The sequence below is a fragment of the Anaeromyxobacter sp. Red801 genome (assembly GCF_049201065.2).
Taxonomy (GTDB): Bacteria; Myxococcota; Myxococcia; order Myxococcales; family Anaeromyxobacteraceae; genus Anaeromyxobacter.
The window spans coordinates 344,818-371,430 of sequence record NZ_CM181236.1 but is presented as its reverse complement, the minus strand read 5'-3'; the positions used below and the strand labels follow the sequence as shown (position 1 = coordinate 371,430).

Here is a 26,613-nt window from a genome sequence, read left to right as displayed (position 1 = left end):
GTGCGCGCCGGGCCGGACCCCCGCGCCGCGCGCTGGATCGCCATCCGCATCACCGTGTTCTCCGCCCTGCTCGCCGCCGGCCTGGCCGCGGTGGCGGGGCGGGTGTTCTGGCTGCAGGTGCTGCAGCGCGACGCGCTCGCCGGCGAGGCGGTGGACCAGTACCTGCGCGAGCTGGTGCTCCGGCCGCGGCGCGGCGTCATCACCGACCGCAGCGGCGTGCTGCTCGCGGGCAGCGCCGACGCGCAGTCCGCCTACGCCGACCCGAAGCTGCTCGCCGAGCACGACCGCTCCGGCGCCGCGGTCCGCCGCATCGCCCGGATCCTGAAGCAGGACCCGCGCGCGCTGCAGCGGAAGCTCGCCAAGGGCGGGCGCTTCGTGTGGCTGGAGCGGCGCATCCCGCCCGCCGAGGCGGCCGCGCTGCGCAGGTGGATCGACGAGGAGCGGGTGCGCGCGGTGCGGCTCGTCCCCGAGACGCGGCGCTACTACCCGAAGCTCGAGCTGGCCGCGCAGGTGCTCGGCGTGGTGGACGACGACGGCGCCGGCCGCGAGGGCGTCGAGCTGGCCGAGGACGAGCTGCTCCGGGGCGAGCCGGCGCGGGTGCCGTCGCTGCGCGACGGGCGCGGGCGGGTGGTGCTCGCCGACGCCCCCTCGCCCGGCCGCGAGCGCGAGGGCGCGCGGGTGGAGCTGACGCTCGACCAGGGGCTCCAGGTGGTGACGGAGCGGGCGCTGGCGCGGGCGGTGACCGGCTCGCGCGCGCTGTCCGGCACCGCCGTCGCCATGGACCCGCGCACCGGCGAGGTGCTGGCGCTCGCCAGCTACCCGGTCGCGAACGCGAACGCGCCGCGCACCGCGGACGCCATCCGCAACCGCCCGGTGACCGACGCGTTCGAGCCCGGCTCCACCATCAAGACGTTCGTGATCGCCGCGGCGCTCGACCGCGGCGCCGTCGGCCCGAAGGACCCGTTCGACTGCGGCGCCGGGCGCTGGCCGGTGGGCAGCCACGTCATCCACGACACGCACCCGGTGGGCTGGGCCGGCCCGTCGCGCATCCTGGTGGAGAGCTCCAACATCGGCGCGGCGCAGATCGGCGCGCGGCTCGGGCGCGAGGGCGTGCGCGACGCGCTGCTCGCGTTCGGCTTCGGCGAGCGCCCCGGGGTCGGCCTGCCCGGCGAGATCCGCGGCCAGGTGCAGCTGGCGCGCTCCGACATCGGCCTCGCCACGCAGAGCTTCGGCCAGGGCCCCATCACCGCCAGCCCGCTCCAGGTCACGACGGCGATGGCCGCGATCGCGAACGGCGGCGCGCTGGTGCGCCCGCGCCTGGTGAAGCGCGTGCTCGACCCGGCCACCGGGCAGGTGCTGGAGGCGCCCGCCGCCGAGGTGGTCCGGCAGGTGGTGCGCCCGGAGGTCGCCGCGATGGTGGCGCGGTGGCTGGTGGGCGTGGTGGAGGAGCCGAAGGGCACCGGGAAGCGCGCGCGGCTCGACGGCTGGCGCGCCGCCGGCAAGACCGGCACCGCCCAGAAGCCGGACCGCATCTCCGGCGGCTACTCCTCCGACCGGCACTACAGCTCGTTCGTGGGGTTCGCGCCGGCGGAGCAGGCGCGCATCGCCATCGGCGTGTTCATCGACGAGCCGCGCGGCGAGATCTACGGCGGCGAGGTGGCGGCGCCGGCGTTCCGCGAGATCGCCGAGTACGCGCTACGGATGATGGGCGTGCCGCCGGATCCTTCGGCGGTGCGCACCCCGCCGCCCGCCGCGGTGGAGGTGGCGCAGGCGCCGGCCGCCGACGAGCCGCCGGAGCCGCCCGCGGTGGAGTGGGCCGACCGGCGCCAGGCGGCGATGCCTGCCGGCAGCGTGGCGGTCCCGGCGCTCGCCGGCCTCCCCATGCGCGCCGCCATCCGCCGCCTGGAGGAGCTCGACCTCGCCCCCGAGCCGAACGGCTCCGGCCGGGTGGTCGGCCAGACGCCCGCCGCGGGCAAGGTGGTCGCGCGCGGCTCGCGGGTCCGGGTGACGCTCGCTCCGGCGGGATGATAGAAGGGGGCGCGCCGCCCGCGTGTCCCGCCGGACACGCCCGCGCGCAACCGGCCGGTCCTGCGGAGGAAAACGAGGCGGACGGCCGTTTGCATGGTATCTCCCGCGGTAAGCGACATGAGGCTCTCCACCGTCATCGCCGGCAGCGGCGCCCGCGGCGATCTCGCCGGCGATCCGGAGATCACGCGCGTCACCGGCGACTCGCGGGAGGTCATCCCGGGCGCGGCGTTCTTCGCGCTCCCCGGCGTCCAGCACGACGGCCACGCGTTCGCCGCCGAGGCGGCGCGGCGGGGCGCGGTCGCGGTGGTCGCCGAGCGGCCGGTCGAGTGCGCCCCCGCCCGGCTGCTGCTGGCGCCGTCCGCCCGCCGCGCCATGGCCCTCGCCGCCGCCACCTTCTGCGGCCGGCCGGCCGAGCGCCTGCGCATGGCCGCGGTCACCGGCACGAACGGCAAGACCACCGTCACCTACCTCGTGGAGGCGTGCGCGCGCGCCGCCGCGGTGCCGGTGGGCGTCCTCGGGACCATCTCCTTCCGCTTCCCCGGCGCCGAGCGGCCGGCCAGCCACACCACCCCGGAGTCCACCGCCATCCAGGCGGTGCTGGCGGAGATGGTCGCGGCCGGCGCGCGGGACGCGGTGATGGAGGTGTCGTCGCACGCGCTCGCGCAGGAGCGGGTGGCCGGGATCCGCTTCCAGGCGGCGGGCTTCACCAACCTCACGCGCGACCACCTCGACTACCACCGCGACATGGACGCGTACTTCGCCGCGAAGCGCCGGCTCTTCACCGAGCACCTCGCGCCGGGCGGCACCGCGGTGATCAACGCGCGCGATCCCTGGGGCGCGCGCCTCGCCGACCAGCTCGGGCCGGGGCCGCGCGTCTGGCGCTACGGCGGCCGCGCCGGCGACGCGCTGCGCGCGCTCGAGGTGCGGACCGGCCTCGACGGCACCCGCGCGACGTTCGAGACGCCGGCCGGCGCGATCGCGATCCGCTCGCCGCTCGTCGGCCAGCACAACCTCGAGAACCTGCTCTGCGCCGCCGGCCTCGCGCTCGGCCTGGGCCTGCCGCCCGAGGCGGTCGCCCGCGGCCTCGCCGCCTCGCACGGCGCGCCCGGCCGGCTGGAGCGGATCGACGGCCGCGGCCTCTCGGTCTTCGTGGACTACGCGCACACCGACGACGCGCTGGCGCGCATGATCGCGGCGCTGCGCGGGCTCTCCCCGCGGCGCCTGGTGTGCGTGTTCGGCTGCGGCGGCGACCGCGACCGGGGCAAGCGCCCGCTCATGGGCGCGGCCGCGGCGGCCGCCGACCTCGCCATCGTGACGAGCGACAACCCGCGCACCGAGGACCCGCTCGCGATCATCGCCGACGTGCTGCCCGGCCTGGACCGCGCCGGGAAGCCCGCCATCCCGGCCGCCCGCGCGCGCGCCGGCGCGGACGGCTACGTGGTGGAGCCGGACCGGCGCGCCGCCATCGCGCTCGCGGTGGAGTGCGCGCGCGAGGGCGACGCGGTGCTCGTCGCCGGCAAGGGGCACGAGGACTACCAGCAGGTGGGGGCGGAGAAGCGCCCCTTCTCCGACCGCGACGAGGCGCGCAAGGCGCTCGGGATCGCATGACCACTCCCCGCTTCACGTCAGACGAGCTCGCGGCCGCCACCGGCGGCCGCTGGCTCGGCGCCCCGCCGCCCGCGGTGGACGGCGTCTCCACCGACACCCGCACGCTGGCCGCGGGGCAGCTCTTCGTGGCGCTGAAGGGCGAGCGCTTCGACGCGCACGATCACCTGGAGGCCGCCGCCGCCGCCGGCGCCGCCGCGCTGGTCGTGTCCGAGGCCTGGGCCGCCGCGCACCCCGCCCCGCCGCGCCCCGCGCTCGCGGTGGCCGACACCCTGGCCGCGCTCGGCGCGCTCGCCCGGCACCACCGCTGCCGCTTCGGCATCCCGGTCATCGGCGTCACCGGCTCGAACGGCAAGACCACCACGCGCGAGATGATCGCGGCCATCCTGGCCACCCGCGGCCCGGTGCTGAAGACCGAGGGCAACCTGAACAACGAGGTGGGCGTCCCGCTCACGCTGTTCGGCCTGGACGACTCGCACGCGACCGCGGTCATCGAGATGGGCATGAACCACCCCGGCGAGATCGCGCGGCTCGCCGCCATCGCCCAGCCGCAGGTGGGCGTCGTGACGCTGGCCGCGCCCGCCCACCTGGAGGGGCTCGGCACGGTGGACGCGGTGGCGGACGCGAAGGCCGAGCTGTACGAGGGGCTGCCGGCCGGCGGGATCGCGGTGGTGAACGCGGACGACGCGCGCATGCTGAAGCGCGGCGTCGCCTCGGGCCGCCGCATGCTCACCTTCGCCTCCGGCCGCGGCCGGCGCGGCGACGTGGTGGTGCTGGAGGTCCTCTCGCAGTCGGTGGAGGGGCTCCGCTTCGTGCTCGGCGTCGGCAACCGCGAGGTGCCGGTGCACATCCCCGGCCTCGTCGGCGCGCACAACGCCCGCAACGCCGCGGCCGCCGCCTGCGCGGCCATCGCGGTGGGCTGCACCGATCGCGAGATCGCGCAGGGCCTGGCCGCGGTCCGGCCGGTGGGCCGCCGGCTCCGCCTCGAGCGCCTCCCGTCCGGCGTCCAGCTGGTGGACGACTGCTACAACGCGAACCCGGCCTCGATGTCGGCCGCGCTGGAGGTCCTGCGCGACCTCGCCGCCGCCCCGGGCGCGCGCGCGGTCGCGGTGCTCGGGGACATGCTCGAGCTGGGGACCTTCGAGGCGGAGGCGCACCGCGCGCTGGGCGCCGAGGCGGCCGCCGCCGGCGTGGCGGTGCTGGCCGCGTTCGGGCCGCGCGCCCGCGCCACCGCCGAGGCGGCCCGCGCGGCCGGCCTCGCCGAGACCTTCCACACCGAGGACCTGGACCGCCTCGTCGCGTTCGTGCGCGAGCGGCTCCGTCCCACCGACGTCCTGCTCGTGAAGGGGAGCCGCGGCATGAAGCTCGAGCGGCTCGTCGAGGCCCTGCGCTAGATGCTCTACCACCTCCTCTACCCGCTGGCCTACAAGCTCAGCCTCCTCAACGTCCTCCGCTACCCGTCCTTCCGCATCGTGGCGGCGGGGCTCACCGCCATGGTGCTGGGCCTGCTGCTCGGGCCGATCTTCATCGAGCGGATGCGGGTGCTCCAGTACGGCTCGACCAACGTCCGCGAGGACACGCCGGACACGCACAAGAAGAAGGCCGGCACGCCGTCGATGGGCGGCGCGCTGATCCTGGCCTCGGTCGCGATCGCCACGCTGCTGTTCGCCGACCTGACCAACCGCTTCGTGTGGGCGGCCCTGCTCGTGACGCTGGGCTACGGCGCCATCGGCTTCACCGACGACTGGCTCAAGATCTCGAAGAAGAACTCGAAGGGCCTGGCCGGCAAGAAGAAGCTCGTGCTGCAGGTGCTGGTGGTGGTGGTGGTCTACTACGCCTGCCTCACCGACTGGCGCTTCCACGTCGAGCACCGCTTCCCCTGGGTGTTCGTGGGCAGCTACGTGGACCTCCACGTCACCCTGCCGTTCGTGCCCTCCCGGATCTTCAACCCGGACCTCGGCTTCCTCTACCTGCCGTTCATGGTGTTCGTGGTGATCGCCACCTCGAACGCGGTCAACCTGACCGACGGCCTGGACGGCCTCGCCATCGGCCCGACCATCGTCTCGGCCATGACGTTCCTGGCGCTCTCCTACGTGGCGGGCGCCACCATCGCCGGGTTCAGCCTGGCCGAGTACCTGCGGGTGCCGTACATCCCGGGCGCGGAGGAGCTGGGCGTGTTCTGCTCGGCCATCTTCGGCGCCGGCGTGGCGTTCCTCTGGTACAACACCTATCCGGCGTCGGTGTTCATGGGCGACGTGGGCTCGCTCGCCCTGGGGGGCGGCCTCGGCATGATGGCGGTGCTCACCAAGAACGAGTTCGCGAGCGCCATCCTGCACGGCGTCTTCCTGACCGAGACGGTGAGCGTCATCCTCCAGGTCTGGTCCTTCAAGACCACCGGCAAGCGCATCTTCCGGATGGCGCCCATCCACCACCACTACGAGCTGAAGGGGTGGGCGGAGCCGAAGATCATCGTCCGCTTCTGGATCATCTCGGTGATGCTGGCGCTGGTGGCGCTGCTCTCCATCAAGCTGAGGTAGCCGTGGCCGCACCGGAGCTGAAGGGCACCAGGGTGACGGTGGTGGGGCTCGCGAAGAGCGGCGTGGCCGCTGCGCGGCTCTGCGCCCGCGAGGGCGCGCGCGTCACCGTCACCGACCGCCGCGGCGAGGCCGAGCTGGGCGGCGCGCTCGCCGCGCTCCCGGCGTCGGTCACCCGCCGCCTGGGCGGCCACGACCCCGCCGACTTCACCGGCGCCGACCTGGTGGTGGCGTCGCCGGGCGTGCCGCTCGCGAACCCGGAGATCCAGGAGGCGCGGCGGCGCGGGGTGCCGGTGTGGGGCGAGGTCGAGCTGGCCGCGCGCTTCCTGGGCGGCCTGCCGATCGTCGGGATCACCGGGACGAACGGCAAGTCCACCACCACCGCGCTCACCGGCGCGCTGCTCGCCCGCGACCGGCGGACGTTCGTGGGCGGGAACCTGGGCACGCCGCTCTCCGAGCTGGCCCTCTCCGGCGAGCCGGCCGACGCCGCGGTGGTCGAGCTGTCGTCGTTCCAGCTCGAGGGGATCGAGCGCTTCCGCGCCCGGGTGGCGGCGGTCCTGAACGTCACCCCGGACCACCTCGACCGCTACGCCGACGTGGACGCGTACGCGGCCGCGAAGGCGCGCCTGTTCGCGACCCAGGAGCCGGACGACGTGGCCGTCGCGAACGCGCGCGACCCGCGGGCGCTCGCCATGGCCGGCGCCTCGCGCGGCGACCTGCACACCTTCGGCTTCGGCGCGCCCGCGCCCGCCTCGGCCCGCGACGAGGGCGGCGAGCCCGGCCCCGAGGGGACGGCCATCTGGTTCACGCCGCGCGGCCGCGCGCCGGAGCGCTACCAGCTCCGCAACCGCGCGCTGCGCGGCCGCCACAACCGCGAGAACGCCATGGCCGCGGTGCTCTGCGCGCGGCTGATGGGCGTGCCGGGCGAGGCGGTCCAGGCCGGGCTCGACGCGTTCCCCGGCCTGCACCACCGGCTCGAGCTGGTCGCCGAGGGGCGCGGGGTGGAGTGGGTGAACGACTCCAAGGCAACCAACGTGGACTCCACCTTCGTCGGCCTGGCCGCGTTCCCGTCCGGCGCCCCGCGCGTGGTGCTCATCATGGGCGGCCGCGGCAAGAAGGCGCCCTACGCGCCGCTGCGCCCGCTGTTCGGCGGGCGGGTGAAGGCGCTGCTCACCATCGGGGAGGACGCGCCCGCCATCGAGCGGGAGCTGGGCGACCTCGCGCCCACCGAGCCGTGCGGCGACCTGGCCGGCGCGGTGCGCCGGGCGGCGGTCCTCTCGGGCCGGGCGACGTGGTGCTGCTCTCCCCCGCCTGCGCCAGCTACGATCAGTTCGCGAACTACGAGGAGCGCGGCGAGGCCTTCCGCCGGCTCGCGACGGAGCAGGCGCGATGAGGCTCTTCCGCCACGCCCGGGACGAACGCGCGCCCGAGGCGCCGCGGGCGGGCGCGCCCGGCTTCGACCCGCTCCTGCTCGCGGCGGTGCTGCTGCTCGTCGCGCTCGGCCTGGTGATGGTCTACTCGGCGAGCGCGGTGGAGGCGGGCCGCCGCCTGGGCGACGAGTTCTACTACCTGAAGCGGCAAATGGTGGCGGTCGCCATCGGCCTGGCCGGCATGGCCGCGGCGCTGCGCGTCGGCTACCGCCGGCTCGCGACGGTGGCGTACCCGGTGCTCGCCGCCACGCTGGCGGCGCTGGTGCTGGTGAAGCTGGTGGGCCGCACCGCGGGCGGCGCGCAGCGCTGGATCCCGCTCGGCCCGGTGAACCTGCAGCCCGCCGAGCTCGCCAAGGTCGCGCTGGTCCTCTACCTCGCGCACTCGCTCTCGCGGAAGCAGTCCAAGATGCGGATGTTCTCCATCGGCCTGCTGCCGCACCTGCTCGTCACCCTGCTCATGGTGGGCCTGTGCCTGTGGCAGAAGGACCTCGGCACCGGCTTCATCCTGTTCATGGTGCTGTTCGCGATGCTGTTCGCGGCCGGCGCGCGGGTCTCGTACCTCGTGGCGGCGGGCCTCGTGGCCGCGCCCGTCGCCTGGCACTTCATCAAGTCCACCGAGTACCGCTACCAGCGGTGGCTCGCCTTCATGAACCCCGAGCAGTACAAGACCACCTTCGGCTTCCAGCTCTGGGAGTCGCTGCTCGGCACCGCGAACGGCGGGTGGCTGGGGCAGGGGCTGGGCCAGGGCAAGGGCAAGCTGTACTTCCTGCCCGCCGCGCACACCGACTTCATCGCCGCGGTGCTGGCGGAGGAGACGGGGCTCCTCGGGATGGCGCTCCTGCTGGTGCTCTACGGCGTGGTCCTCTGGCGCGGCACCCGCGCCGCGCTGCGCGCGCCGGACGCGTTCGGCTGCTACGCCGCCCTGGGCGTCACCGCGCTCGTCGGCACGCAGGCGCTCGTCAACCTGGCGGTGGTGTTCGGCCTCGCGCCGACCAAGGGGCTCACCCTGCCCTTCGTCTCCTACGGCGGCAGCTCCATCATGACGCTGCTCGCCGCGACCGGCCTGCTCCTCTCGGTGAGCGGCGAGCGCGGCGGCTTCCTCACCCGGGCGCCCGCGGCGGTGCGGGTGGGCGCGCCCATCGGCGGGGCGCCGCGCCTGTCGGCGGCCCGCGCGGAGGACGCGTCATGAGGATGATGGTGGCGGGCGGCGGCACCGGCGGGCACGTGTTCCCCGGCATCGCGCTGGCGGAGGAGGTGGTCACGCGCCACCCCGCCAACGACGTGGTCTTCGTGGGCACCGCCCGCGGGCTGGAGGCGTCGGTGGTCCCGGCCGCCGGCTTCCCCATCGAGCTCATCGAGGTGAAGGGGCTGAAGGGCAAGGGCCTCCTGGGCGCGCTGCTCAACCTGCTGCTCCTCCCCCGCGCGTTCCTGCAGTCCTGGCGCATCCTCAGGCGCTGGCGGCCGGACGTGGTGGTGGGGGTGGGCGGCTACGCCAGCGGGCCGGTGGTGCTCACCGCCTGGGCCATGCGCATCCCCACCGCGGTGCAGGAGCAGAACGCGATCGCGGGCCTCACCAACCGGCTCCTGGGACGGGTGGTGAAGGCCGCGTTCACCGCGTTCCCCGAGGCGGCCCGGCACTTCGCGGCGCGCAAGGTCTACCAGCTCGGCAACCCCATCCGCCGGCGGCTGATGGAGAACTACATGCGCCCCGAGTCCGCGCACGGCGTGCCGCGGCTGCTCGTGTTCGGCGGCTCGCAGGGCGCGCACGCGCTCAACATGCGCGTGATCGAGGCGCTGCCGCACCTCGCCGACCTGCGCGAGCGGATCCAGATCACCCATCAGACCGGCGCGCGCGACCGCGAGTACGTCGAGAAGGGCTACCGCGCCTGCGGGTTCACCCCGGACGTGCGCGAGTTCATCGACGACATGAGCGCGGCGTACGCGGGCTGCGACCTGGTGGTGTGCCGCGCCGGCGCGACCACGCTGGCCGAGCTGACGGTCTGCAAGAAGCCGTCGATCCTGGTCCCCTTCCCCGCCGCCGCCGACAACCACCAGGTGAAGAACGCGCGCAGCCTGGTGGACGCGGGCGCGGCGGTGATGATCGAGGAGCGCGACCTCACCGGCGAGGTGCTGGCCCGCGAGATCCGCGACATCCTCGACGCGCCGGAGCGCCGCGAGCGGATGGCGCGGGCCGCGGGCCGGCTGGGCAGCCCGCAGGCCGCCAAGGAGATCGCCGACGTGTGCATGGAGCTGGTCCGCCGCCGCTGGGGCTCGCCCTTCGGCCAGGCGCGCGAGCCCGGGCAGAAGCCCGCGCGCCCGCCGGATCTCGCGTCGTAGCGCCCGAGGAGCGTCCCGACACATGAGCCTCTTCCGTTCCAGGCAGGCCAAGATCCACTTCGTGGGCGTGGGCGGCATCGGCATGAGCGGCATCGCCGAGGTGCTGCTCAACCTCGGCTACGCCGTCTCCGGCTCCGACCTGCGCGAGTCCGAGACCACCCGGCGGCTGGCCGGGCTGGGCGGCCGCATCTCGTACGGCCACGCGGCCGAGAACGTGCTGCAGGTGGACGTGGTGGTGATCTCGTCCGCGGTGAAGCGCGACAACCCGGAGGTGCTGGAGGCGCGGCGGCGGAAGATCCCGGTCATCCCGCGCGCCGAGATGCTGGCCGAGCTGATGCGCCTCAAGTACGGCGTCGCCATCGCCGGCTCGCACGGCAAGACCACCACCACCTCGATGGCGGCGCACCTGCTCGCGCACGCCGGCCTGGACCCGACCGCGGTGGTGGGCGGCAAGGTGAACGCGTTCGGCTCGAACGCCAAGCTGGGCAAGGGCGACTACATGGTGGTGGAGGCGGACGAGTCCGACGGCTCGTTCCTGCGCATCCCGCCCACCATCGCGATCGTCACCAACATCGACCCGGAGCACCTCGACCACTGGAAGACCCCGGACGCGCTGCGCCGCGGCTTCGTGGACTTCGTGAACCGGGTGCCGTTCTACGGGCTCGCCATCCTGTGCATCGACCACCCCACGGTGCAGTCGATCCTGCCGGACGTGGAGAAGCGCGTGGTCACCTACGGCGAGAGCCACCAGGCCGACTACCGGGCCGAGGCCATCGAGCTGTCCGGCCACGCGGTCCGCTTCGACGCGTTCCGGCGCGACGAGGCGCTGGGGCGCTTCGAGGTGGCCATGGTGGGCCGCCACAACGCGCTCAACGCGCTCGCGGTGATCGCGCTCGGCGACGAGATGGGCATCCCGCCGCTCGTGACGCGCGAGGCACTCCGCAGCTTCCAGGGCGTGCAGCGGCGCTTCACCGTGCGCGGCGAGGTGGCGGGCGTCACGGTGGTGGACGACTACGGCCACCACCCGGCCGAGGTGAAGGCCACGCTGCAGGGCGCGCGCGAGGCGTTCAAGCGGCGCGTGGTCTGCCTGTTCCAGCCGCACCGCTACACCCGCACGCGCGACCTCATGGCCGAGTTCGCGACCGCGTTCAACGACGCGGACGTGCTGCTGCTCACCGACATCTACGCCGCCGGCGAGGAGCCCATCCCGGGCGCGACCGCCGCGAACCTGGCGGAGGCCATCCGCGCCTGGGGCCACCGCGACGTGACGGTGGTCCCCCGCGCCGAGCTGGCCCGCGCCGCGAAGGAGCGGGTCCGCCCCGGCGATCTCGTCCTCACGCTCGGCGCCGGCGACGTGACCGCCGCCGGCCCGGAGCTCCTGGCGCTGCTCGAGCGATGAGCGCCCCCTCCCCCGGCGCGCGGGCCCGCCCGGCCTCCCGCACATGACCTGGCGCGACGAGATCGTCCGCCGCGTGCGCGGCGAGCACCTGCCGGACGCGCCGCTCGCGCCGCGCACCGCCGTGCGGGTGGGCGGGCCGGCCGACCTGCTCTGCCGCCCCGCCGACGCCGACGCGCTCGCGGCGCTGCTCCGCGCGGTGCGCGAGCTGGGCGTGCCGCTCTCGGTGCTGGGGGGCGGCGCGAACACGCTGGTCGCGGACGCGGGCGTGCGCGGGGTGGTGCTCCGGCTCCCGCAGGACTTCCCGGGCGAGTCCACCCAGGGTGACACGCTGGTCCTGTCCGCCGGCGCGCCCATCTCGCGCCTGCCGGCGCGGGCGCACGCGCACGGCCTCGTCGGGATGGAGTTCCTGGGCGGCATCCCCGGGACGCTGGGCGGCGCGGCGGCCATGAACGCCGGCACGCGCCTCGGCGAGATGAAGGACGTGGTCACCCGCCTCGAGCTCGCCACCGCCGACGGCGCCGGCTTCGTGCCCGCGTCGGCGCTGGGCTACGCCTACCGCACCTGCCGCCTCCCGCCCGGCGCGGTGATCGCGCGCGTGGAGGTGCGGCTCCGGCCCGGCGACGTGGCCGCGAGCGAGGCGCTCATGCGCGAGGACCGCGAGCGCCGCCGCGCCACCCAGCCGCTCGACCGGCCCACCTTCGGCTCCACCTTCACGAACCCGCCGGGCGAGTACGCCGGGCGGCTCGTCGAGGCCGTCGGGCTGAAGGGGCACCGCGTCGGCAACGCCGTGTGGTCCCCGGTGCACGCGAACTTCGTGACCAACCTGGGCGGCGCGACCGCCCGCGACGTGCTCGCGCTCGTCCGGCTGGCGCGGGCACGGGTGAAGGAGCGGTTCGGGATCGCCCTCGAGACCGAGGTCCGGCTGATGGGCGAGTTCCCGCCGGAGGAGCTGGAAGGGCTGGACGGGCACGCCGCCGCGGGCGGCGGCCCCGGCGCGGCGAGCGGGGGCGCGCGCCCCCCGGAGGCGACATGAGCACGTGGACGGGCAAGAAGGTGGCGGTGCTGTACGGCGGGCGCTCCAGCGAGCGCGAGGTGTCGCTCAAGACCGGCGCCGCCTGCGCCGACGCGCTCCGGCAGAAGGGGCACGACGTGGTGCTGGTGGACGTGGACCTCGAGGTGGCGGCGCGGCTCCGCGCCGAGCGGGTGGAGGTCGCGTTCGTGGCGCTGCACGGCCGCTGGGGCGAGGACGGCAGCATCCAGGGGCTGCTCGAGTCGATGGCCATCCCGTACACCGGCTCCGGCGTGCTCGCCTCGGCCATGGGCATGGACAAGACCGTGTCGAAGGCGATCTTCCGCTCGCTCGGGCTGGCCGTCGCCGACTACCGCGTGTTCCCGCGCGCCGCCGCCGGCTCGATCGGCGTGGGCGACCTGCCGTTCGGCCTGCCCTGCGTGGTGAAGCCCGCCGGCGAGGGCTCGTCGGTGGGCGTGCACCTCGTGAACGACGCCGCCGAGCTGGGCCCGGCCTGCCGCGACGCGGCCTCGTACGCCGGCGACGTCATCGTGGAGCGGTACGTCAAGGGCACCGAGGTGGACGTGGCGGTGCTGGACGGGAAGGCGCTCGGGGCGATCGAGATCGTGCCCGCGAACGCGTTCTACGACTACGCCGCGAAGTACACCGCCGGGACCACGAAGTACTTCTACCCGGCGCGCATCCCCGAGGCGCACGTCCGCGCCGTGATGGAGGCGGCCGAGGCCGCCCACCGCGGCATCGGGTGCAGCGGCGTGACGCGCGTGGACTTCATCGTGGCCGGCGACGGGACGCCGTACATCCTCGAGGTGAACACGCTCCCCGGGATGACCGCGACCTCGCTCGTCCCGAAGATCGCCGCCGGGCTGGGCCTCTCCTTCCCGGACCTGTGCGACCGGATCCTCGACGGCGCGGCGCTGAAGAGCTGATCCGGCGGGGCTGCGCCCGTCACCGCGCCACGTACGTCTTCGCCTCGTGGCACGCCTTGGCGCAGGTCCCGCCGGTGGCGGTGCGCGTGAAGCCGAGCTCGAGCACGTACCCGCCGCTCCCGTAGGCCACGCGATCGCGCACGTGCCGCTCCTGCCTGGACGCGTGGGCGTCGTGGCAGGCCCGGCAGGTGAGGCCGCGCTCCCGGTCCACGTGCACCGCGTGCAGGTTCCGCGCGCCGTCGCGGAAGCGCGTGAACGTGGTGGTCTCGGCCTCCGAGACCAGCCGGTCGTTGTGGCAGCCGAAGCAGAGCGCGTAGCTGCGCCGGTCGTAGGGCGCGTACAGCTTGTCGGGCAGGTCCGCCACCAGCAGCCGCGGGTGGTCGCCGCCGTGGGTGCGGTGGCAGGCGCCGCAGTCGCGCTCGCGCACCGGCTCGTGCCAGACCGGGTTCTCCTCCAGCCAGCGGCGCATGTTGACCAGCGTCCGCCCGTCCGCCGCCTTCATGCCGTCCTTCGAGTGGCAGCCGACGCACAGCTCGAACGCGGGCGCCGTGAGCAGGGCCTCGTGGCGGGCCGCGTGGGGATCGTGGCAGCTCGCGCAGGCCCGCCCCTCGGTCACCGGGGCGTGCTTCACCGGCGCGGCGGCGGCCTGCGCCGCGACCCCGGGGTGGCAGCGGGCGCACAGCTCGGCCACCGGGGCCGCGAGCAGCGACGGGCCGGCGGCGTCGTGCGGGTTGTGGCAGGCGGTGCAGGAGCGGACGGCGGGCGCGTGCTTGAGCTTGCGCGCCATCACCTCCCGCATCTCCTCGTGGCACTCGAGGCAACCGGCGTTGACGCTGGCGTGGCGCAGAGGGCCCGGGCTGGCGCGGTCCGCCGAGCGGTGGCAGGCGGCGCAGTCCCCGGCCGCGTACGGCGCGTGGGTCGAGCGGGCCTGGCCGGGCGGGAGCGGCGCGACCGCCGCGGCGCCCCGCCGCACCGCGGGCGGCGGCGGCGCCGGCGCGGCGGGCGCGGCGCGGGCCGGCCCGGCGGCCGCGGCGGCGATGCTGGCCGCGGCGAGGAGTCCCGCCACGCTGGCGCGCCCAGGGTGCATGTGCGGAGATGCTAGCGCATCCTCGCGGGAAGACGAGAAGGCGGGCGGCCCGGGTTTCGCGGGCGGAAAACTTGCCAGCGGCCGCTGCTCGGGCATCCTGCACCGTCGGGTGATAGCGCCCGGAAGCGCCCTCTGGTTTCATTCACGTGGGCTGCGGTGGGCGGATGTGTCCGGGTGGCGGGAGTGGCGGGTGGCGCGGGGTCCGAACCGGCGGCGCGTGGACAGGGTTCCGGGGGAGCGGCGGCGGCGGCTGGCCCGCGCGATGGCGCTCGCCCTGCCCTCGATCGTCGCGCTGGGCGCCCTCGGCGGCGCCGCGTACCTGGGCTGGCGCCTCGGCTGGAAGAGCGACCTGCTGCGCGTCCGCGAGCTCCGGTTCGAGGGGCTCTCCCGCGCGACGCCGCAGGAGCTGCTCGACCTGTCGCCGGTGCAGCCGGGCGACCACCTCCTGTTCCTCGACACCGACGCGATGGCGGCGGCGCTGCGGCGCCACCCCTGGATCGCCTCGGCCCAGGTCCGCCGCACGTTCCCGCCCGCGCTCGAGGTGCAGGTCTCGGAGCGGCGGCCGGCCGCGCTGGTGGACCTGGGCGGCCTGTACCTGGTGGACGACCGCGGCGAGGTGTTCAAGCGCGCGGTCCCGGGCGACGGGCTGGACCTGCCGGTCATCACCGGCATCGAGCGCGAGGCGTGGGTGGAGGGGCGCGCCGAGTTCGCGCCGCTGCTGGGCGGCGCGCTGGCGCTGCTCGGGCGCTGGTCGGCGCGCGGCCTCGACGCGCGCTCGACGATCTCGGAGATCCACGTGGACCCGGAGTACGGGACCACGCTCTGGTCGGACGAGGGGACGGAGATCCGCCTCGGCCAGGGAGACCTGGAGGAGAAGCTGACGCGCCTCCACCGCGTCCTCTCGGCGCTCGACGCCGAGGGGGAGCGGGCGGAGGTGCTGCACCTGGACAACCGCCGCCGCCCGGACTGGGTGGCGGTCCGGGTGGCCGGTCGGCGCGGTGAGCCGGACGGACGGTCGTACGCAGCGGGTGGTGGTGGTCCGCAGGGACGCTCGGCGTCGCTGCGGTAGGACGGGTCCGAGAGGGCCCTAGGTGGGCGAAAGCGCGACGGCGCGGTCACGCCCGGAGGTTCACATGGCGAAGAGCGGGGACATCCTCGTCGGCCTGGACATCGGCACGACGAAGATCTGCGCCATCGTCGGGGAGGTCACCGACGACGGCTCGATCGACATCATCGGCATCGGCTCGCACCCGTCGAAGGGGCTGCGCAAGGGCGTGGTGGTCAACATCGACGCCACCGTCGCCTCGATCAAGCGCGCGATCGAGGAGGCGGAGCACATGGCGGGGTGCGAGATCACCACCGTCTACACCGGCATCGCCGGCGGCCACATCAAGGCGTTCCCCTCGCACGGCGTGGTGGCGGTGAAGGACAAGGAGGTCCGCCAGCAGGACGTGGACCGCGTCATCGACCAGGCCAAGGCCGTCGCCATCCCGCTGGACCGCGAGGTCATCCACGTGCTCCCGCAGGAGTTCGTGGTGGACGACCAGGACGGCGTGAAGGAGCCGGTCGGGATGAGCGGCGTGCGCCTGGAGGCGAAGGCGCTCATCGTCACCGGCGCGGTCTCCTCGGCGCAGAACATCGTCAAGTGCGCGCAGCGCACCGGCCTGAACGTGGCCGACATCGTGCTGCAGCCGCTGGCCTCCTCGCTGGCCACGCTCTCCGAGGACGAGAAGGAGCTGGGCGTGTGCCTGGTGGACGTCGGCGGCGGCACCACCGACATCGCCATCTTCCACAACGGCTCGATCCAGCACACCGCGGTGATCTCGCTGGGCGGCAACCACCTCACCAACGACGTGGCCGTGGGGCTGCGCACGCCCACCCACGAGGCGGAGCGGATCAAGAAGCAGTACGGCTGCGCGATGGCCTCGATGGTGGACAAGACCGAGACCATCGAGGTGCCCAGCGTGGGCGGCGGGCAGCCGCGCGTCCTCTCGCGCCACATCCTCGCCGAGATCGTGGAGCCGCGCGTCGAGGAGATCTTCATGCTGGTGCAGCACGAGATCCAGAAGTGCGGGATGGAGGAGATCCTCGCCTCGGGCGTGGTGATCACCGGCGGCTCGACGCTGCTCGCCGGGATGCCGGAGATGGCCGAGGAGGTGCTGGGCGTGCCGGTGCGGCGGGGGCTGCCGCGGGGGATCGGCGGCCTGGTGGACGTGGTGAAGAGCCCGATGTACGCGACCGCGGTGGGCCTGGTGATCTACGGCGCGCACCAGCAGGACGACAGCCCGTACTTCAAGATCCGGGACGAGAACGTCTACCGCAAGGTGAAGGTCCGCATGAAGGAGTGGCTGGGCCAGATCTTCTAGCCGCGGGGGGGAACCGACCAATGATCGAGTACACCGACAGGCAGGACGCGGCGAAGATCAAGGTGATCGGCGTCGGCGGCGGTGGCGGCAACGCCATCAACACCATGGTGGCCGGGCGCCTCGAGGGCGTGGAGTTCATCGCCGCCAACACCGACGTGCAGGCGCTGGCCGCGAACAAGGCCAGCGTGAAGATCCAGCTCGGCAAGTCCGCCTCGCGCGGGCTGGGCGCCGGCGCGAACCCGGAGGTGGGCCGCACCGCGGCGCTGGAGGAGCGCGAGCAGATCGCGGCGGCGCTGGAGGGCGCCGACATGGTGTTCGTGACGGCCGGGATGGGCGGCGGCACCGGCACCGGCGGCGCGCCGGTGGTGGCCGACATCGCCAAGGCCACCGGGGCGCTCACCGTGGGCGTGGTGACGAAGCCGTTCCTGTTCGAGGGGAACAAGCGGCGCAAGCAGGCCGAGGCGGGGATCGCCGAGCTGGCGGCCGCGGTGGACACGCTCATCGTGATCCCGAACCAGCGGCTGCTCTCGGTGGCGGGCGAGAACATGTCGCTCGCCGACGCGTTCAAGCGCGCCGACGAGGTGCTGCTCAACGCGGTGCAGGGCATCTCCGACCTCATCACCGTGCACGGCATCGTCAACGTGGACTTCGCCGACGTGCGCACCATCATGGGCGGCCAGGGTATGGCGCTCATGGGCACGGGCCGGTCCTCCGGCGAGCAGCGCACCATGGAGGCGATGCAGGCCGCCATCAGCTCGCCGCTGCTCGAGGACGTCACGCTGGACGGCGCCACCGGCCTGCTGGTCAACATCACCGGCGGCCCGAACCTCACCCTGCACGAGGTGAACGAGGCGGTGTCGATGGCGCAGGCGGCCGCCGACAGCGACGCGAACATCATCTTCGGGTCGGTGATCGACGAGCGGCTGGGCGACGAGGTGAAGATCACCGTCATCGCCACCGGCTTCCAGGCGCGCGAGGAGCGCAGCCGCGCCATGGCCCGTAAGGTCGAGCCGGTGGAGGCGCGGGCCCCGGCCACGGTCCGGCAGGTGCCGCCGCCGCTGCCGGTCGAGGCCGCCGCCAAGCCGCCCATCCGGCTGCAGACCCCGGCCGCGCCGGCCCACGTCACCGCGCCCGCGAAGGTGTCGTTCCGCCGCGAGGCGCCGGTGTACCGCCCGGCCGACGAGGACCAGTACGACATCCCGGCGTTCCTGCGCCGGGGCAACCCGCCGCGCGAGTAGTCCTCCCCGGAACCCTCGCGCCCGCGGCGCGCCCGCTCGCCGGGCGCGCCGCGCTTCGTTTCAGGTACCGGACGGTCCGCTCACCCCGAGCGCAGCCGCGCGCACCGCGGCGGAGTCGAGGGGCGGCTCCGGAGGCACCGGCTCGTCGGGCAGGTCCGCCGCCGGTGCGCCGTCCAGCCCGAGCCGCGCCGCGATGGGCACCTGCGCGCGCAGCACCAGCGCCACCAGCTCCGGGAGCGGCAGCCCCACCTCCTCCGCGCCGCGCCGGATGTACTCGCGGTCCACCGAGCGCGCGAACGCCTTGTCCTTCATCCGCTTCACCACCGACTCCACCGGCACGTCGGCGATCCGCCTCGACGGGCGCACCAGGGCGCAGGCGCCCACGAACCCGGTCAGCTCGTCGGCGGCCACGATCGCCTTCTCCATGGGCGTCTCGCGCGCGATGCCGGTGTAGAACGCGTGCCCGCCCACCGCCTTCACGATCTCCTCCGGCCAGCCACGGGCGCGCAGGATCTCCATCCCGCGGAAGACGTGGTCCTGCTCGGTGGGGAAGCGCTCGTAGTCGAAGTCGTGGAGCAGGCCCACCAGGCCCCAGGTCTCCAGCCCGGCCGGCTCGGCCACGCCGGCGCGGAGCGCCAGCGCACGCATCGACGCCTCCACGGCCAGGGCGTGGCGGCGGAGCGGCTGGGAGGCGGTGTGCTCGCAGAGCAGCGCCCAGGCGGCGGCGCGGGACGGGACGGGCGCGGTCATGCGCCGATGGTAGCCGGGAGCCCGCGCCCGCGCCGCTCCCGGTCAGGCGCGCGCCAGCCGCGGGACGAGGTGGCGGACCGAGGCGTCGTAGCGCCAGCTCGTGCCCATGTGCCCGCCCTCGAACTCCTCGTGCACCACCGGCACGCCGCCCGCGCGCAGCGCCTCCGCCACCATCCGGGCGCCCCAGCGCAGGTGGAACTCGTCGCGGGTGCCGCAGTCGAGGAACACGCTCTCCAGGCGCCGGTAGGCGTCGAGCGCGCGCGGCACGAAGCGGACCGGGTCCGCCTCCAGCCAGCGCGCCCACACGTCCTCGCGGATCCGGCCGCTGGGCAGCTCGAACGGGAGCGCCAGGCCGAGCGGCGCCGCGGGGTCGGCGGCGTAGTGCGCCGCCATCGCGAGCACGTTCAGCACCGGGTGGTCGCCGCCCGCGAGCTTCGTCTCGCGGGCCCGCCGCTTCGCGTCCTCCAGCCACGCGGCGGCGTCCGGCGCGCCGAGCAGCGCCGCCGCGGCCTGCGGGAGGTCGTGCAGGTAACAGTACTCGAAGTAGGCGTCGCCGGCGTGGCAGCCGAGGTGCGCGAAGGCGTCGGGCCGGTCCCGCCCCATGCGCAGCGCGCCGTAGCCGCCCGAGCTCTTCCCCACCACCGCGCGCGCCTCGCGCCGCGGGACGGTCCCGAGCCGCGCCTCCACGAGGCGCACCACGTCGTCGGCCACGTAGTCCTGGTAGCGGCCCACCGCCGGCGCGTTGATCCACTGCGTGCCGCCGAGCGCGGTGAAGCCATCAGGGAACACGGCCACGAACGGCGGGGCCTCGCCGGCCGCGACCAGCGCGTCGAGCCGCTCCGGCACGGTGGGCTGGAACGCGCTCACGTTGAGCCAGCCGCGCGCCGAGCCGGCGAAGCCGTGGAGGAAGTAGACCGCGGGCAGCCCGGCCGCGCCGCCCGGCGGCACCCAGCACAGGAGCGGCCGCCGCGCCGGATCGCCCAGCGGGTTCCCGGCCAGCGCCTGCGAGTCGATCTCCAGCTCCACCAGCGTCCCGTGCATGTCGCCTCCGCGCCCGTCGAGCGGTAGCGCGGCGGCGCGCCGGGGGCAAGCGCGGCGCCCGGAACGCACGAAGGCCGCCCCCGGGGGCGGCCTCCGCGCTGCACGCCCGGACCCGCGCTACAGGTCGAACTGGCCTCGCCAGCCGACCTGCAGCCACTCGTGGAACTTCTTGTCGTTGATGCTGCCGCCGCCGGAGATCACGCCCGAGGCGTCGCCCTTGTCGTAGCGGCCGAAGCTCGCCATCAGGAACGGCCCGGTGCGGAGCTGCGGCCCGACGAGGAAGTCCATGCCGGCCTGCAGGTTCACCCACTCCACGCCCTTCCACTTCATGGTCAGGTTCTCGCCGCCGCCCTCCGCCTTCAGGCGGTTCCACTCGTATCCGATGCCGACGCCGAGCCACGGCGCGAGGTTGCCCGCGGCCGGCAGCGTGTAGATCCCCTCGACGCCGAGCCGCATCACGTACGCGGAGCAGTCCACCCCGGACGTGTCGCACATGGACTTCAGGTCGCCGCCGGTCCCCGCGAAGCCGTAGGAGAAGTAGGGACCGACCGCGAGCGCCGGCGTCACCCGGAACAGCGCGTCCACCTGGATCGGCACCTGCCCGTCCACCCAGTCGGCCATCTTCAGCTTGTCACCGCCGCCGCCGCCCACGTCCCCGAGCCCCCAGGCGTACCCGAGCCGGAGCCCCAGGCTGACCTGCGCGTTCGACGCGGTCGGCAGCAGCAGCGCGGCGAGCACCGCGCCCAAGGTCACGATCCTGCGCATGGCGATCCCCCTCACGTGATCGGGGCCGCCGTCGGCGCGGAAGGTCGCGCCCCGAGCCCCGCCGGGTCGGGATCATACGCGGGGTGTGCCCCCCGGCAACTTCGCGACCGGACCGCGACACGACGCCGCGGGCGCCCGGTCCGCTAGCGCTGCTCGAGCTGGACCCGGATGCCGATCTGGACCCAGCCGTGGAAGCGCTGCGCGTCGGCGAGCTCCGTGCGGCTGCTCGGGAACGGCCAGTGCTGCCTGGCCTCCGCCGTCCCGTACCGGCCCAGGCTCGCCATGGCGAACGGCCCGATGCGCAGGCCGGAGGTCGCCGCCACGTCGGCGCCGGCCTGGAGGTTCAGCCACTCCACGCCGTTCATGTTCACGCGCGCGTCGCCGGGGAGGCCGCGGGTCGACTGGATCCACTCGTAGCCGATCCCGGCGCCGAGCCAGGGCGAGAGGGACGCGCGCGGCGCCAGCCGGTACAGGGCCTGCGCGCCGGCCCGGATCGACCAGCTGGAGCAGTCCACGCCCGGCTCGCGGCACAGGGCCTCGAGGTCGCCGCCGGTCCAGGCCCACCCGTAGGCCACGTACGGACCGATCGAGAGCGCCGGCGTGACCCGGAACATCACGTCCGCCTGCACCGGGAGCTGCGCGTCCACCCAGTCGGACATCGCGTGCCGCTCGCCGCCGCCCTCCCCCACGTCGCCGAGCGCCCGCGCGTACCCGACGCGAACGCCGAGGCTCATCTGCGCGCTCGCCGCCGCGGGTGCCGCCAGCGCGACGACCGCCGCGCCCACCGCCAGGATCCTGCGCATCGCACCGCCCCTCGCGCCGGCGCCGGGCGCGGGCGGCGCGCCCGCGCGGGCCGCGCGCAGGGTGAACGATACCGTGAGTGAGGGCGGGCAGGCGAGCGCCTCGGAGGCGCGGCGCGGACGTGCGCCGGGGTCAGCGGCCGCGCGCGAGCACGAGGCCGGTGCGGGCGGTCAGCTCGGTGGTGCGGGCGAGCAGCGACTGCGCCTCCGCGTACAGCGGATCGGCGTCGCCCGCCTCCTCCGCCGGGAGCTCGCCGATCCGCGCGAGCAGGTCGGACACGCGGAGCAGGTGCTGGTGGGCGAGCAGGAGGTCGCGCCCGAGCCGGGCGCCCTGGCGCGTGAAGATGAGGCCGCTCTGGAACAGCCGCGACAGGCCCCGCCGGTTCACCTCGTCCACGCCGCGGCAGCGCGCCTGCAGCTCGCGCAGCCGGCGCGACTCGCGCGCCTGCGCGAGGTCCACCACCGTGGACGCGGCCGCGGGGGCGCGGCGCGATCGGGGGAGCGGGGACGGCATCGCGGGGAATCGTAGGCACCCCGCGCCACCACGGTCAACGGCCGCCGGCGCTTGACAGTTCGCGCCGGAGGTGCGGGCCGCGCGCGCTCCCGCGGGGGCGCGCGCCGCCGATCACGCGAGCGCGCGCGCGGCGAGCTCGACCACCTTGTCGAGCGCCTTCTCCAGGCCGGCCGGATCGGAGCCGCCCGCCTGCGCCATGTCCGGCTTGCCGCCGCCCGAGCCGCCCACCAGCTTCGCGGCCTCCTTCACCAGGTCGCCGGCCTTCAGGCGCGCGGTGAGGTCGCGGGTCACGGCCACCAGCAGGATGGCCTTGCCGTCCTGCTCCGCGCCGAGCGCCACCACGCCCTTGCCCAGCCGGTCGCGCAGCTTGTCGGCCAGCTCGCGGAGCGCCTTGCCGTCGCCCTCCACGCGCGCCGCCAGCACCTTCGCGCCGCCCACGTCCTTCGCCTGCGCGGCGAGATCGCCGGACTGCGCCGCGGCCGCCTTCGAGCGCGCCTCCTCCAGCGCGCGCTCCAGGTCCTTCACGCGCCGCTGCGTCTGCTCGATCTTCTGCGAGACCTCGAGCGCGCCGGCCTTGAGCAGCGCCGCCGCGCGCCGCAGCTCCTCCGCCTCGCGCTGCTGGACCTCGACCGCGCGCGCGCCGGTGTACGCCACCAGGCGCCGCACGCCCGAGGCGATCGACTCCTCCGAGCCGATCTTGAAGAACGCGATGTCGCCCGACCGGCGCACGTGCGTGCCGCCGCACAGCTCCTTGGACGGGCCGATGCGGACCACGCGCACCACGTCGCCGTACTTCTCGCCGAAGATCATCATGGCCCCGGCGTGGCGCGCCTCCTCCAGCTTCAGCACCGCGGTCTCGGTCTCGGCGTTCTCGCGGACGAGCTCGTTCACCCGCCGCTCCACCGCGGCCAGCTCCTCCTCGGTGACCGGCTGGAAGTGGGAGAAGTCGAAGCGCAGGTAGTCCGGCGCCACCACCGAGCCGGCCTGCTTCACGTGCTCGCCCAGCACCTCGCGCAGCGCGAACTGCAGCAGGTGGGTGGCGGAGTGGTTCGCGCGCACCAGGTCCCGCCGGCGGTCGTCCACCGCCAGCTCCACCGCGTCGCCGACGGCCACCTCGCCGCGCAGCACCTCGCCCACGTGCGTGACCAGCCCGGGCACCGGGCGCTGCGCGTCGTCCACCCGGATCTCCAGCCCCGCGCCGGTGATGTGGCCCACGTCGCCCACCTGGCCGCCGGACTCGCCGTAGAACGGCGTCGCGTCGGTGACGATCTCGACCTTGTCGCCCTTGCCGGCGCGCGCCACGCGCGCGCCGTTCGCGAGGATGGCCTTCACCTGCGCGCGGGCCGCCGGCAGCTCGTAGCCGAGGAACTTCACCTCGCCGAGCTCGCCCGCGATCTGCTTGTGCAGGTCGTCCACGCCCTGCTCGCCCGAGCCCTTCCACTCGGACCGCGCGCGCTGCTCGGCCATGTGGCGGTCGAAGCCCTGCTCGTCCACGTCGAACCCGCGCTCCGCCGCGATGACGCGCGTCAGGTCGAGCGGGAAGCCGAACGTGTCGTAGAGCTGGAACGCCACCTTGCCGTCGATGATGGGCCGGGCGCGGCCCGGCGCCGGGGTGGCGGGCTTGCCGTCGTAGGTCGCGTCGGGGACGAGCTTGCGCATCTCGCCCTCGAGGATGGCGAGCCCCTTGTCGAGCGTGCGGCGGAAGGACTCCTCCTCCTGCTGCGCCACCTTCTCGATGAACGCGCGGTTCTCCCGGGTCTCCGGGTAGGCCGCGCCCATCTCGTCGATGACGGCCCCGCACACCGCCGCCAGGAACGGCTTCTCCAGCCCGAGCCGCTTCCCGTGGCGGATGGCGCGCCGCATGATCCGGCGGAGCACGTAGCCGCGGCCCTCGTTGGACGGGAGCACGCCGTCGCCCACCAGGAACGTGGTGGCGCGGGCGTGGTCGGCGATGACGCGCATCGAGACGCCGTCGTCGGAGGCGGCGTCGTAGCGCTTGTCCGAGAGCTTCTCGACCGCCTGGATGATGCTGCGGAACAGGTCGGTGTCGTAGTTCGAGCGCTTGCCCTGCGCGACCGAGGCGAGCCGCTCCAGGCCGGCGCCGGTGTCGATGGAGGGCTTGGGCAGCGGGGTGAGCCCGCCGTCCTGCCCGCGCTCGAACTGCATGAACACGAGGTTCCAGATCTCCAGCCAGCGATCGCAGTCGCAGGCCACGCCCTGGCACTTGCGCCCGGCCTTCTCCTCGGCGCACGGGACGTCGTTGCCCTGGAAGTAGTGCAGCTCGGAGCACGGGCCGCACGGGCCGGTGTCGCCCATGGCCCAGAAGTTGTCCTTGGCGCCCAGCTTGTGGATGCGCTCGACCGGCACGCCCTGCGCCTTCCACAGCTCGAAGGCCTCCTCGTCCCAGGGGAGCGTCCCCTCGCCGGCGAACACCGTGGCCGCGAGCCGGTCCTTCGCGATGCCGAGCCAGGCGGGGCTGGTGACGAGCTCCCAGGCCCAGGCGATGGCGTCGCGCTTGAAGTAGTCGCCGAAGGAGAAGTTCCCCATCATCTCGAAGAACGTGTGGTGACGGGCGGTGAACCCGACGTTCTCGAGGTCGTTGTGCTTTCCGCCGGCGCGCACGCACTTCTGCGCGGTGGTGGCCCGCGAGTAGTCGCGGCGCTCGCGGCCGGTGAACACGTCCTTGAACTGGACCATCCCGGCGTTGGTGAAGAGCAGCGTCGGGTCGTTCTGCGGGACGAGCGAGGAGCTCGCCACGCGGCGGTGGCCGTGCTCCTCGAAGAAGCGCTGGAACAGCTCGCGGATCTCGGCGGCGGTCGGGGTCTTCATAGGTGGGATCGGCATCAATAACAGAGGTTTGCGCCGGGAGCCACCGCCGCGCGGCCCGGCCGCCGTCCCAGGCCTCAGCGACCTTCGCCGCCGTCCAGGCCCGGCAGCACCACCCGCCAGGCGCCGTCCTCGCGCACCAGCGTCACCTCGCCCTTCGCGCCGGCCTCGTCCTCCACCGCCACGATCGCGGTCCCGGCCGACTCGCGCACCACCACCGCCGTGCGGATCCGCGCGGCCCGCGCCGCGAAGTCGCCCAGCACCAGGTCGCGCCCGCTCGCCGGCACCACCCCGGGCGCCCGCGCGGCCAGCGCCTTCGTCCGGGCGTCGAGCGCCTCGCGCGAGCGCGCCGAGAGCATCGACCAGACGGCGGCGGCGTCCCCGGCGCGCGCCGCGGCGGCGAAGCGGCGGTACTGGTCGGCGGGGCTGGCCGGGGCGCGGCAGGCGGCGAGGGCGAGGGCGGCCGCGGCCAGGGCGGCGAGGGGCGCGGGGGAGCGGAGGCGTCGCATGGCGCGAGTGTAGCCTCGCGGCCGGCCTCCCGCCTCCCCGGCAGGCGCCGGCCCTGCGGGGCCCGGCCCGCCCGCCGGCGTGCTGCCCGGGGCTGGCCCACCACGCGCCGGGCGCCCAGCTTTTCGTCCGGGAGGAACCGCGATGAGGATCCATGCCTTGCTTCTGGGCGTCCCGGCCGCGATCGGGCTCGCCTGCAGCACCCCGAGCTCCGGCTCCAGCGCGCGCACCTCGAGCGCGCGCACGAGCCGGGCCAGCACCGACGCCGCCGCCAGCGCGCCGTCGGCGACCAACCCCGGCATGCGGGCCGAGGAGGGCGCGCAGGCCGGCGCCGCCTCGGACGTGAAGGGCCACGCCAGCGACCAGGTGATCACCGGCCGGGTGGCGCAGTCCGACGGCCGCACGCTGACCATCCAGTCGGCGGACGGGACGCAGCGCTCGCTCCACGTGGCCGACCAGACGGTCGTCACGATCGACGGGCGCGACGCCCACGTCGCCGACCTGGCGCCCGGCCAGGACGTGCGCGCCAGCTTCAACGAGGTGGACGGGCGCGAGATCGCCGTGAAGGTCGAGGCGATGGGCGCGACCGGGACCGGCAGCGGCGGCTACACGCCGGGCACGCCGCCGGGGGCGCACCCGCCCGACGGCTCGCGCAACGACGCCGGCCGCGGCGGCACCACCGGCGCGCCCGAGAGCACCACGCCGCAGGGCGCGACCAGCCCCGGCACCCGCTACTAGCGGCGGGACCGGCGACGCGGAGGCGGGGGGCGCGGGGCCTCCGGGCGCATCGGCCCGGGGGCCCTCGCGATCCCGCGCGCCTTCACCTCAGGAGCCGCAGGCGCCACACCGGCTCGCCGCTCGCGAGGTAGCGGCGCTCGCGCGTGGACGGGATCTCGTCCGGCGCCGCCTCCGCGAACCGGCCCGGGCCGGCGGCGTTGCGGAAGCCGGCCTCCTCGAGCCGGACCACCGCCTCGCGCGCGTAGCGCTCCACGTCGGTGCGGAAGTCGAGCACGCCGCCGGGCGCGAGCAGGCCGAGGAGCAGCGCCGACATCCGGTCGTCCACCAGGCGGCGGCGGTGGTGGCGGCGCTTCCACCACGGGTCGGGGAAGTGCACGTGGATGGCCGCGAGCGAGCCCGCGGCGAACAGCCGCGGGGCGAGGAGCCGCGCGTCGCCGTTCAGCACCAGCAGGTTGGGGAGGCCGCGCCGCGCGCCCTTGGCCGCCAGCTCCGCGGCGAACTTCCGCCGCTGCTCGATGCCCACCAGCGCCCGGTCCGGGAACGCGCGCGCGAACCCGAGCGCGAACCCGCCGTGGCCGCAGCCGATCTCCAGCTCGAGCCGGCCGCCGGCCGCGCCGAAGCGGGCGCGCCAGTCGGGCAGGAGGTCGCGCACGATGGGTGCGTCGTCTTCGATGGAGAAGATCATGAGCGCG

The 26,613-nt window shown here is 75.1% G+C and carries 22 protein-coding genes and 1 pseudogene; 14 read left to right on the top strand and 9 right to left on the bottom strand.

Features of this window, described 5'->3' with window-relative positions:
• The 10 genes and pseudogenes from ACOQFB_RS01600 (at window position 1) to ACOQFB_RS01555 (ending at window position 13,289) form a co-directional block, all read left to right on the top strand.
• Window positions 1-2,028 carry a PASTA domain-containing penicillin-binding protein gene (locus tag ACOQFB_RS01600; RefSeq protein ID WP_421610692.1) on the top strand — a complete coding sequence of 676 codons (2,028 nt, stop codon included), beginning with the start codon at window positions 1-3 and terminating at the stop codon, window positions 2,026-2,028.
• 117 nt (window positions 2,029-2,145) lie between these two features.
• Window positions 2,146-3,636 (top strand): UDP-N-acetylmuramoyl-L-alanyl-D-glutamate--2,6-diaminopimelate ligase, encoded by a 1,491-nt coding sequence (locus tag ACOQFB_RS01595; RefSeq protein ID WP_421610691.1) that lies wholly within the window; start codon window positions 2,146-2,148, stop codon window positions 3,634-3,636.
• Complete coding sequence (locus tag ACOQFB_RS01590) at window positions 3,633-5,027, top strand: UDP-N-acetylmuramoyl-tripeptide--D-alanyl-D-alanine ligase (RefSeq protein ID WP_421610690.1); 1,395 nt, start codon at window positions 3,633-3,635, stop codon at window positions 5,025-5,027. The genes ACOQFB_RS01595 and ACOQFB_RS01590 overlap by 4 nt, the downstream gene beginning before the upstream one ends.
• Window positions 5,028-6,170 carry a phospho-N-acetylmuramoyl-pentapeptide-transferase gene (mraY, locus tag ACOQFB_RS01585; RefSeq protein ID WP_059437893.1) on the top strand — a complete coding sequence of 381 codons (1,143 nt, stop codon included), beginning with the start codon at window positions 5,028-5,030 and terminating at the stop codon, window positions 6,168-6,170.
• Between the two features lie 2 nt (window positions 6,171-6,172).
• Window positions 6,173-7,560 (top strand): annotated as a pseudogene (gene murD, locus ACOQFB_RS01580) (UDP-N-acetylmuramoyl-L-alanine--D-glutamate ligase).
• Window positions 7,557-8,786: a putative lipid II flippase FtsW gene (ftsW, locus tag ACOQFB_RS01575; RefSeq protein WP_059437895.1), complete on the top strand. Its 1,230-nt coding sequence runs from the start codon at window positions 7,557-7,559 to the stop codon at window positions 8,784-8,786. The pseudogene murD and the gene ftsW overlap by 4 nt, the downstream one beginning before the upstream one ends.
• Window positions 8,783-9,934, top strand: a complete 1,152-nt coding sequence (gene murG / locus ACOQFB_RS01570) for an undecaprenyldiphospho-muramoylpentapeptide beta-N-acetylglucosaminyltransferase (RefSeq protein WP_059437896.1) — start codon at window positions 8,783-8,785, stop codon at window positions 9,932-9,934. Before ftsW ends, murG begins: the two co-directional genes overlap by 4 nt.
• 22 nt (window positions 9,935-9,956) lie before the next feature.
• Complete coding sequence (gene murC, locus ACOQFB_RS01565; RefSeq protein ID WP_059437897.1) at window positions 9,957-11,333, top strand: UDP-N-acetylmuramate--L-alanine ligase; 1,377 nt, start codon at window positions 9,957-9,959, stop codon at window positions 11,331-11,333.
• Between the two features lie 43 nt (window positions 11,334-11,376).
• Window positions 11,377-12,366, top strand: coding sequence for a UDP-N-acetylmuramate dehydrogenase (gene murB / locus ACOQFB_RS01560; protein ID WP_421610688.1), 990 nt, complete (start codon window positions 11,377-11,379; stop codon window positions 12,364-12,366).
• Window positions 12,363-13,289, top strand: a complete 927-nt coding sequence (locus ACOQFB_RS01555; RefSeq protein WP_421610687.1) for a D-alanine--D-alanine ligase — start codon at window positions 12,363-12,365, stop codon at window positions 13,287-13,289. Before murB ends, ACOQFB_RS01555 begins: the two co-directional genes overlap by 4 nt.
• 19 nt (window positions 13,290-13,308) lie before the next feature.
• Here ACOQFB_RS01555 and ACOQFB_RS01550 read toward each other — a convergent pair whose 3' ends face one another.
• The gene (locus tag ACOQFB_RS01550) at window positions 13,309-14,376 is read right to left on the bottom strand and encodes a cytochrome c3 family protein (protein ID WP_421610686.1); all 1,068 of its coding nucleotides are present in this window, start codon (window positions 14,374-14,376) and stop codon (window positions 13,309-13,311) included.
• 190 nt (window positions 14,377-14,566) lie between these two features.
• Here ACOQFB_RS01550 and ACOQFB_RS01545 point away from each other — a divergent pair, with 190 nt between their 5' ends.
• The 3 genes from ACOQFB_RS01545 (at window position 14,567) to ftsZ (ending at window position 17,980) form a co-directional block, all read left to right on the top strand.
• Window positions 14,567-15,445 carry a cell division protein FtsQ/DivIB gene (locus tag ACOQFB_RS01545; RefSeq protein WP_059438432.1) on the top strand — a complete coding sequence of 293 codons (879 nt, stop codon included), beginning with the start codon at window positions 14,567-14,569 and terminating at the stop codon, window positions 15,443-15,445.
• A gap of 64 nt (window positions 15,446-15,509) precedes the next feature.
• Complete coding sequence (gene ftsA / locus ACOQFB_RS01540; RefSeq protein WP_012527804.1) at window positions 15,510-16,742, top strand: cell division protein FtsA; 1,233 nt, start codon at window positions 15,510-15,512, stop codon at window positions 16,740-16,742.
• Window positions 16,743-16,762: 20 nt separating this feature from the next.
• Complete coding sequence (ftsZ, locus tag ACOQFB_RS01535) at window positions 16,763-17,980, top strand: cell division protein FtsZ (RefSeq protein WP_059438433.1); 1,218 nt, start codon at window positions 16,763-16,765, stop codon at window positions 17,978-17,980.
• 60 nt (window positions 17,981-18,040) lie between these two features.
• On the opposite strand, the gene ACOQFB_RS01530 is transcribed toward ftsZ, so the two are convergent.
• The 7 genes from ACOQFB_RS01530 to ACOQFB_RS01500 all read right to left on the bottom strand — a co-directional run bounded on the left by ACOQFB_RS01530 (window position 18,041) and on the right by ACOQFB_RS01500 (window position 25,185).
• Window positions 18,041-18,730 (bottom strand): HDIG domain-containing metalloprotein, encoded by a 690-nt coding sequence (locus tag ACOQFB_RS01530; RefSeq protein ID WP_421610685.1) that lies wholly within the window; start codon window positions 18,728-18,730, stop codon window positions 18,041-18,043.
• Between the two features lie 42 nt (window positions 18,731-18,772).
• Window positions 18,773-19,771 (bottom strand): alpha/beta hydrolase, encoded by a 999-nt coding sequence (locus tag ACOQFB_RS01525; RefSeq protein WP_059438435.1) that lies wholly within the window; start codon window positions 19,769-19,771, stop codon window positions 18,773-18,775.
• Between the two features lie 117 nt (window positions 19,772-19,888).
• Complete coding sequence (locus ACOQFB_RS01520) at window positions 19,889-20,536, bottom strand: hypothetical protein (protein WP_059438436.1); 648 nt, start codon at window positions 20,534-20,536, stop codon at window positions 19,889-19,891.
• 143 nt (window positions 20,537-20,679) lie between these two features.
• Window positions 20,680-21,339 carry a hypothetical protein gene (locus ACOQFB_RS01515; RefSeq protein ID WP_059438437.1) on the bottom strand — a complete coding sequence of 220 codons (660 nt, stop codon included), beginning with the start codon at window positions 21,337-21,339 and terminating at the stop codon, window positions 20,680-20,682.
• 130 nt (window positions 21,340-21,469) lie between these two features.
• Complete coding sequence (locus ACOQFB_RS01510) at window positions 21,470-21,850, bottom strand: hypothetical protein (protein WP_059438438.1); 381 nt, start codon at window positions 21,848-21,850, stop codon at window positions 21,470-21,472.
• Between the two features lie 111 nt (window positions 21,851-21,961).
• Window positions 21,962-24,679, bottom strand: a complete 2,718-nt coding sequence (alaS, locus tag ACOQFB_RS01505) for an alanine--tRNA ligase (RefSeq protein WP_059438439.1) — start codon at window positions 24,677-24,679, stop codon at window positions 21,962-21,964.
• A 74-nt stretch (window positions 24,680-24,753) separates the two neighbouring features.
• The gene (locus tag ACOQFB_RS01500; RefSeq protein WP_421610684.1) at window positions 24,754-25,185 is read right to left on the bottom strand and encodes a hypothetical protein; all 432 of its coding nucleotides are present in this window, start codon (window positions 25,183-25,185) and stop codon (window positions 24,754-24,756) included.
• Window positions 25,186-25,327: 142 nt separating this feature from the next.
• Here ACOQFB_RS01500 and ACOQFB_RS01495 point away from each other — a divergent pair, with 142 nt between their 5' ends.
• Window positions 25,328-25,921 carry a hypothetical protein gene (locus ACOQFB_RS01495; RefSeq protein ID WP_059438441.1) on the top strand — a complete coding sequence of 198 codons (594 nt, stop codon included), beginning with the start codon at window positions 25,328-25,330 and terminating at the stop codon, window positions 25,919-25,921.
• Window positions 25,922-26,003: 82 nt separating this feature from the next.
• Here the strand turns inward: ACOQFB_RS01495 and trmB are convergent, their stop codons facing one another.
• A complete protein-coding gene (trmB, locus tag ACOQFB_RS01490; protein WP_421610683.1) occupies window positions 26,004-26,606 on the bottom strand; it encodes a tRNA (guanosine(46)-N7)-methyltransferase TrmB in 603 nt (200 codons plus the stop codon).
• Window positions 26,607-26,613: the final 7 nt, after the last annotated feature.

What these genes read in the sequence shown, in the direction of transcription:
- ACOQFB_RS01595 (WP_421610691.1), top strand. Translation starts at nt 2,146, where the DNA reads ATGAGGCTCTCCACCGTCATCGCCGGCAGCGGCGCCCGCGGCGATCTC.
- ACOQFB_RS01590 (WP_421610690.1), top strand. Translation starts at nt 3,633, where the DNA reads ATGACCACTCCCCGCTTCACGTCAGACGAGCTCGCGGCCGCCACCGGC.
- mraY (WP_059437893.1), top strand. Translation starts at nt 5,028, where the DNA reads ATGCTCTACCACCTCCTCTACCCGCTGGCCTACAAGCTCAGCCTCCTC.
- ftsW (WP_059437895.1), top strand. Translation starts at nt 7,557, where the DNA reads ATGAGGCTCTTCCGCCACGCCCGGGACGAACGCGCGCCCGAGGCGCCG.
- murG (WP_059437896.1), top strand. Translation starts at nt 8,783, where the DNA reads ATGAGGATGATGGTGGCGGGCGGCGGCACCGGCGGGCACGTGTTCCCC.
- murC (WP_059437897.1), top strand. Translation starts at nt 9,957, where the DNA reads ATGAGCCTCTTCCGTTCCAGGCAGGCCAAGATCCACTTCGTGGGCGTG.
- murB (WP_421610688.1), top strand. Translation starts at nt 11,377, where the DNA reads ATGACCTGGCGCGACGAGATCGTCCGCCGCGTGCGCGGCGAGCACCTG.
- ACOQFB_RS01555 (WP_421610687.1), top strand. Translation starts at nt 12,363, where the DNA reads ATGAGCACGTGGACGGGCAAGAAGGTGGCGGTGCTGTACGGCGGGCGC.
- ACOQFB_RS01550 (WP_421610686.1), bottom strand. Translation starts at nt 14,376, where the DNA reads ATGCACCCTGGGCGCGCCAGCGTGGCGGGACTCCTCGCCGCGGCCAGC.
- ftsA (WP_012527804.1), top strand. Translation starts at nt 15,510, where the DNA reads ATGGCGAAGAGCGGGGACATCCTCGTCGGCCTGGACATCGGCACGACG.
- ftsZ (WP_059438433.1), top strand. Translation starts at nt 16,763, where the DNA reads ATGATCGAGTACACCGACAGGCAGGACGCGGCGAAGATCAAGGTGATC.
- ACOQFB_RS01530 (WP_421610685.1), bottom strand. Translation starts at nt 18,730, where the DNA reads ATGACCGCGCCCGTCCCGTCCCGCGCCGCCGCCTGGGCGCTGCTCTGC.
- ACOQFB_RS01525 (WP_059438435.1), bottom strand. Translation starts at nt 19,771, where the DNA reads ATGCACGGGACGCTGGTGGAGCTGGAGATCGACTCGCAGGCGCTGGCC.
- ACOQFB_RS01520 (WP_059438436.1), bottom strand. Translation starts at nt 20,536, where the DNA reads ATGCGCAGGATCGTGACCTTGGGCGCGGTGCTCGCCGCGCTGCTGCTG.
- ACOQFB_RS01515 (WP_059438437.1), bottom strand. Translation starts at nt 21,339, where the DNA reads ATGCGCAGGATCCTGGCGGTGGGCGCGGCGGTCGTCGCGCTGGCGGCA.
- ACOQFB_RS01510 (WP_059438438.1), bottom strand. Translation starts at nt 21,850, where the DNA reads ATGCCGTCCCCGCTCCCCCGATCGCGCCGCGCCCCCGCGGCCGCGTCC.
- alaS (WP_059438439.1), bottom strand. Translation starts at nt 24,679, where the DNA reads ATGAAGACCCCGACCGCCGCCGAGATCCGCGAGCTGTTCCAGCGCTTC.
- ACOQFB_RS01500 (WP_421610684.1), bottom strand. Translation starts at nt 25,185, where the DNA reads ATGCGACGCCTCCGCTCCCCCGCGCCCCTCGCCGCCCTGGCCGCGGCC.
- ACOQFB_RS01495 (WP_059438441.1), top strand. Translation starts at nt 25,328, where the DNA reads ATGAGGATCCATGCCTTGCTTCTGGGCGTCCCGGCCGCGATCGGGCTC.
- trmB (WP_421610683.1), bottom strand. Translation starts at nt 26,606, where the DNA reads ATGATCTTCTCCATCGAAGACGACGCACCCATCGTGCGCGACCTCCTG.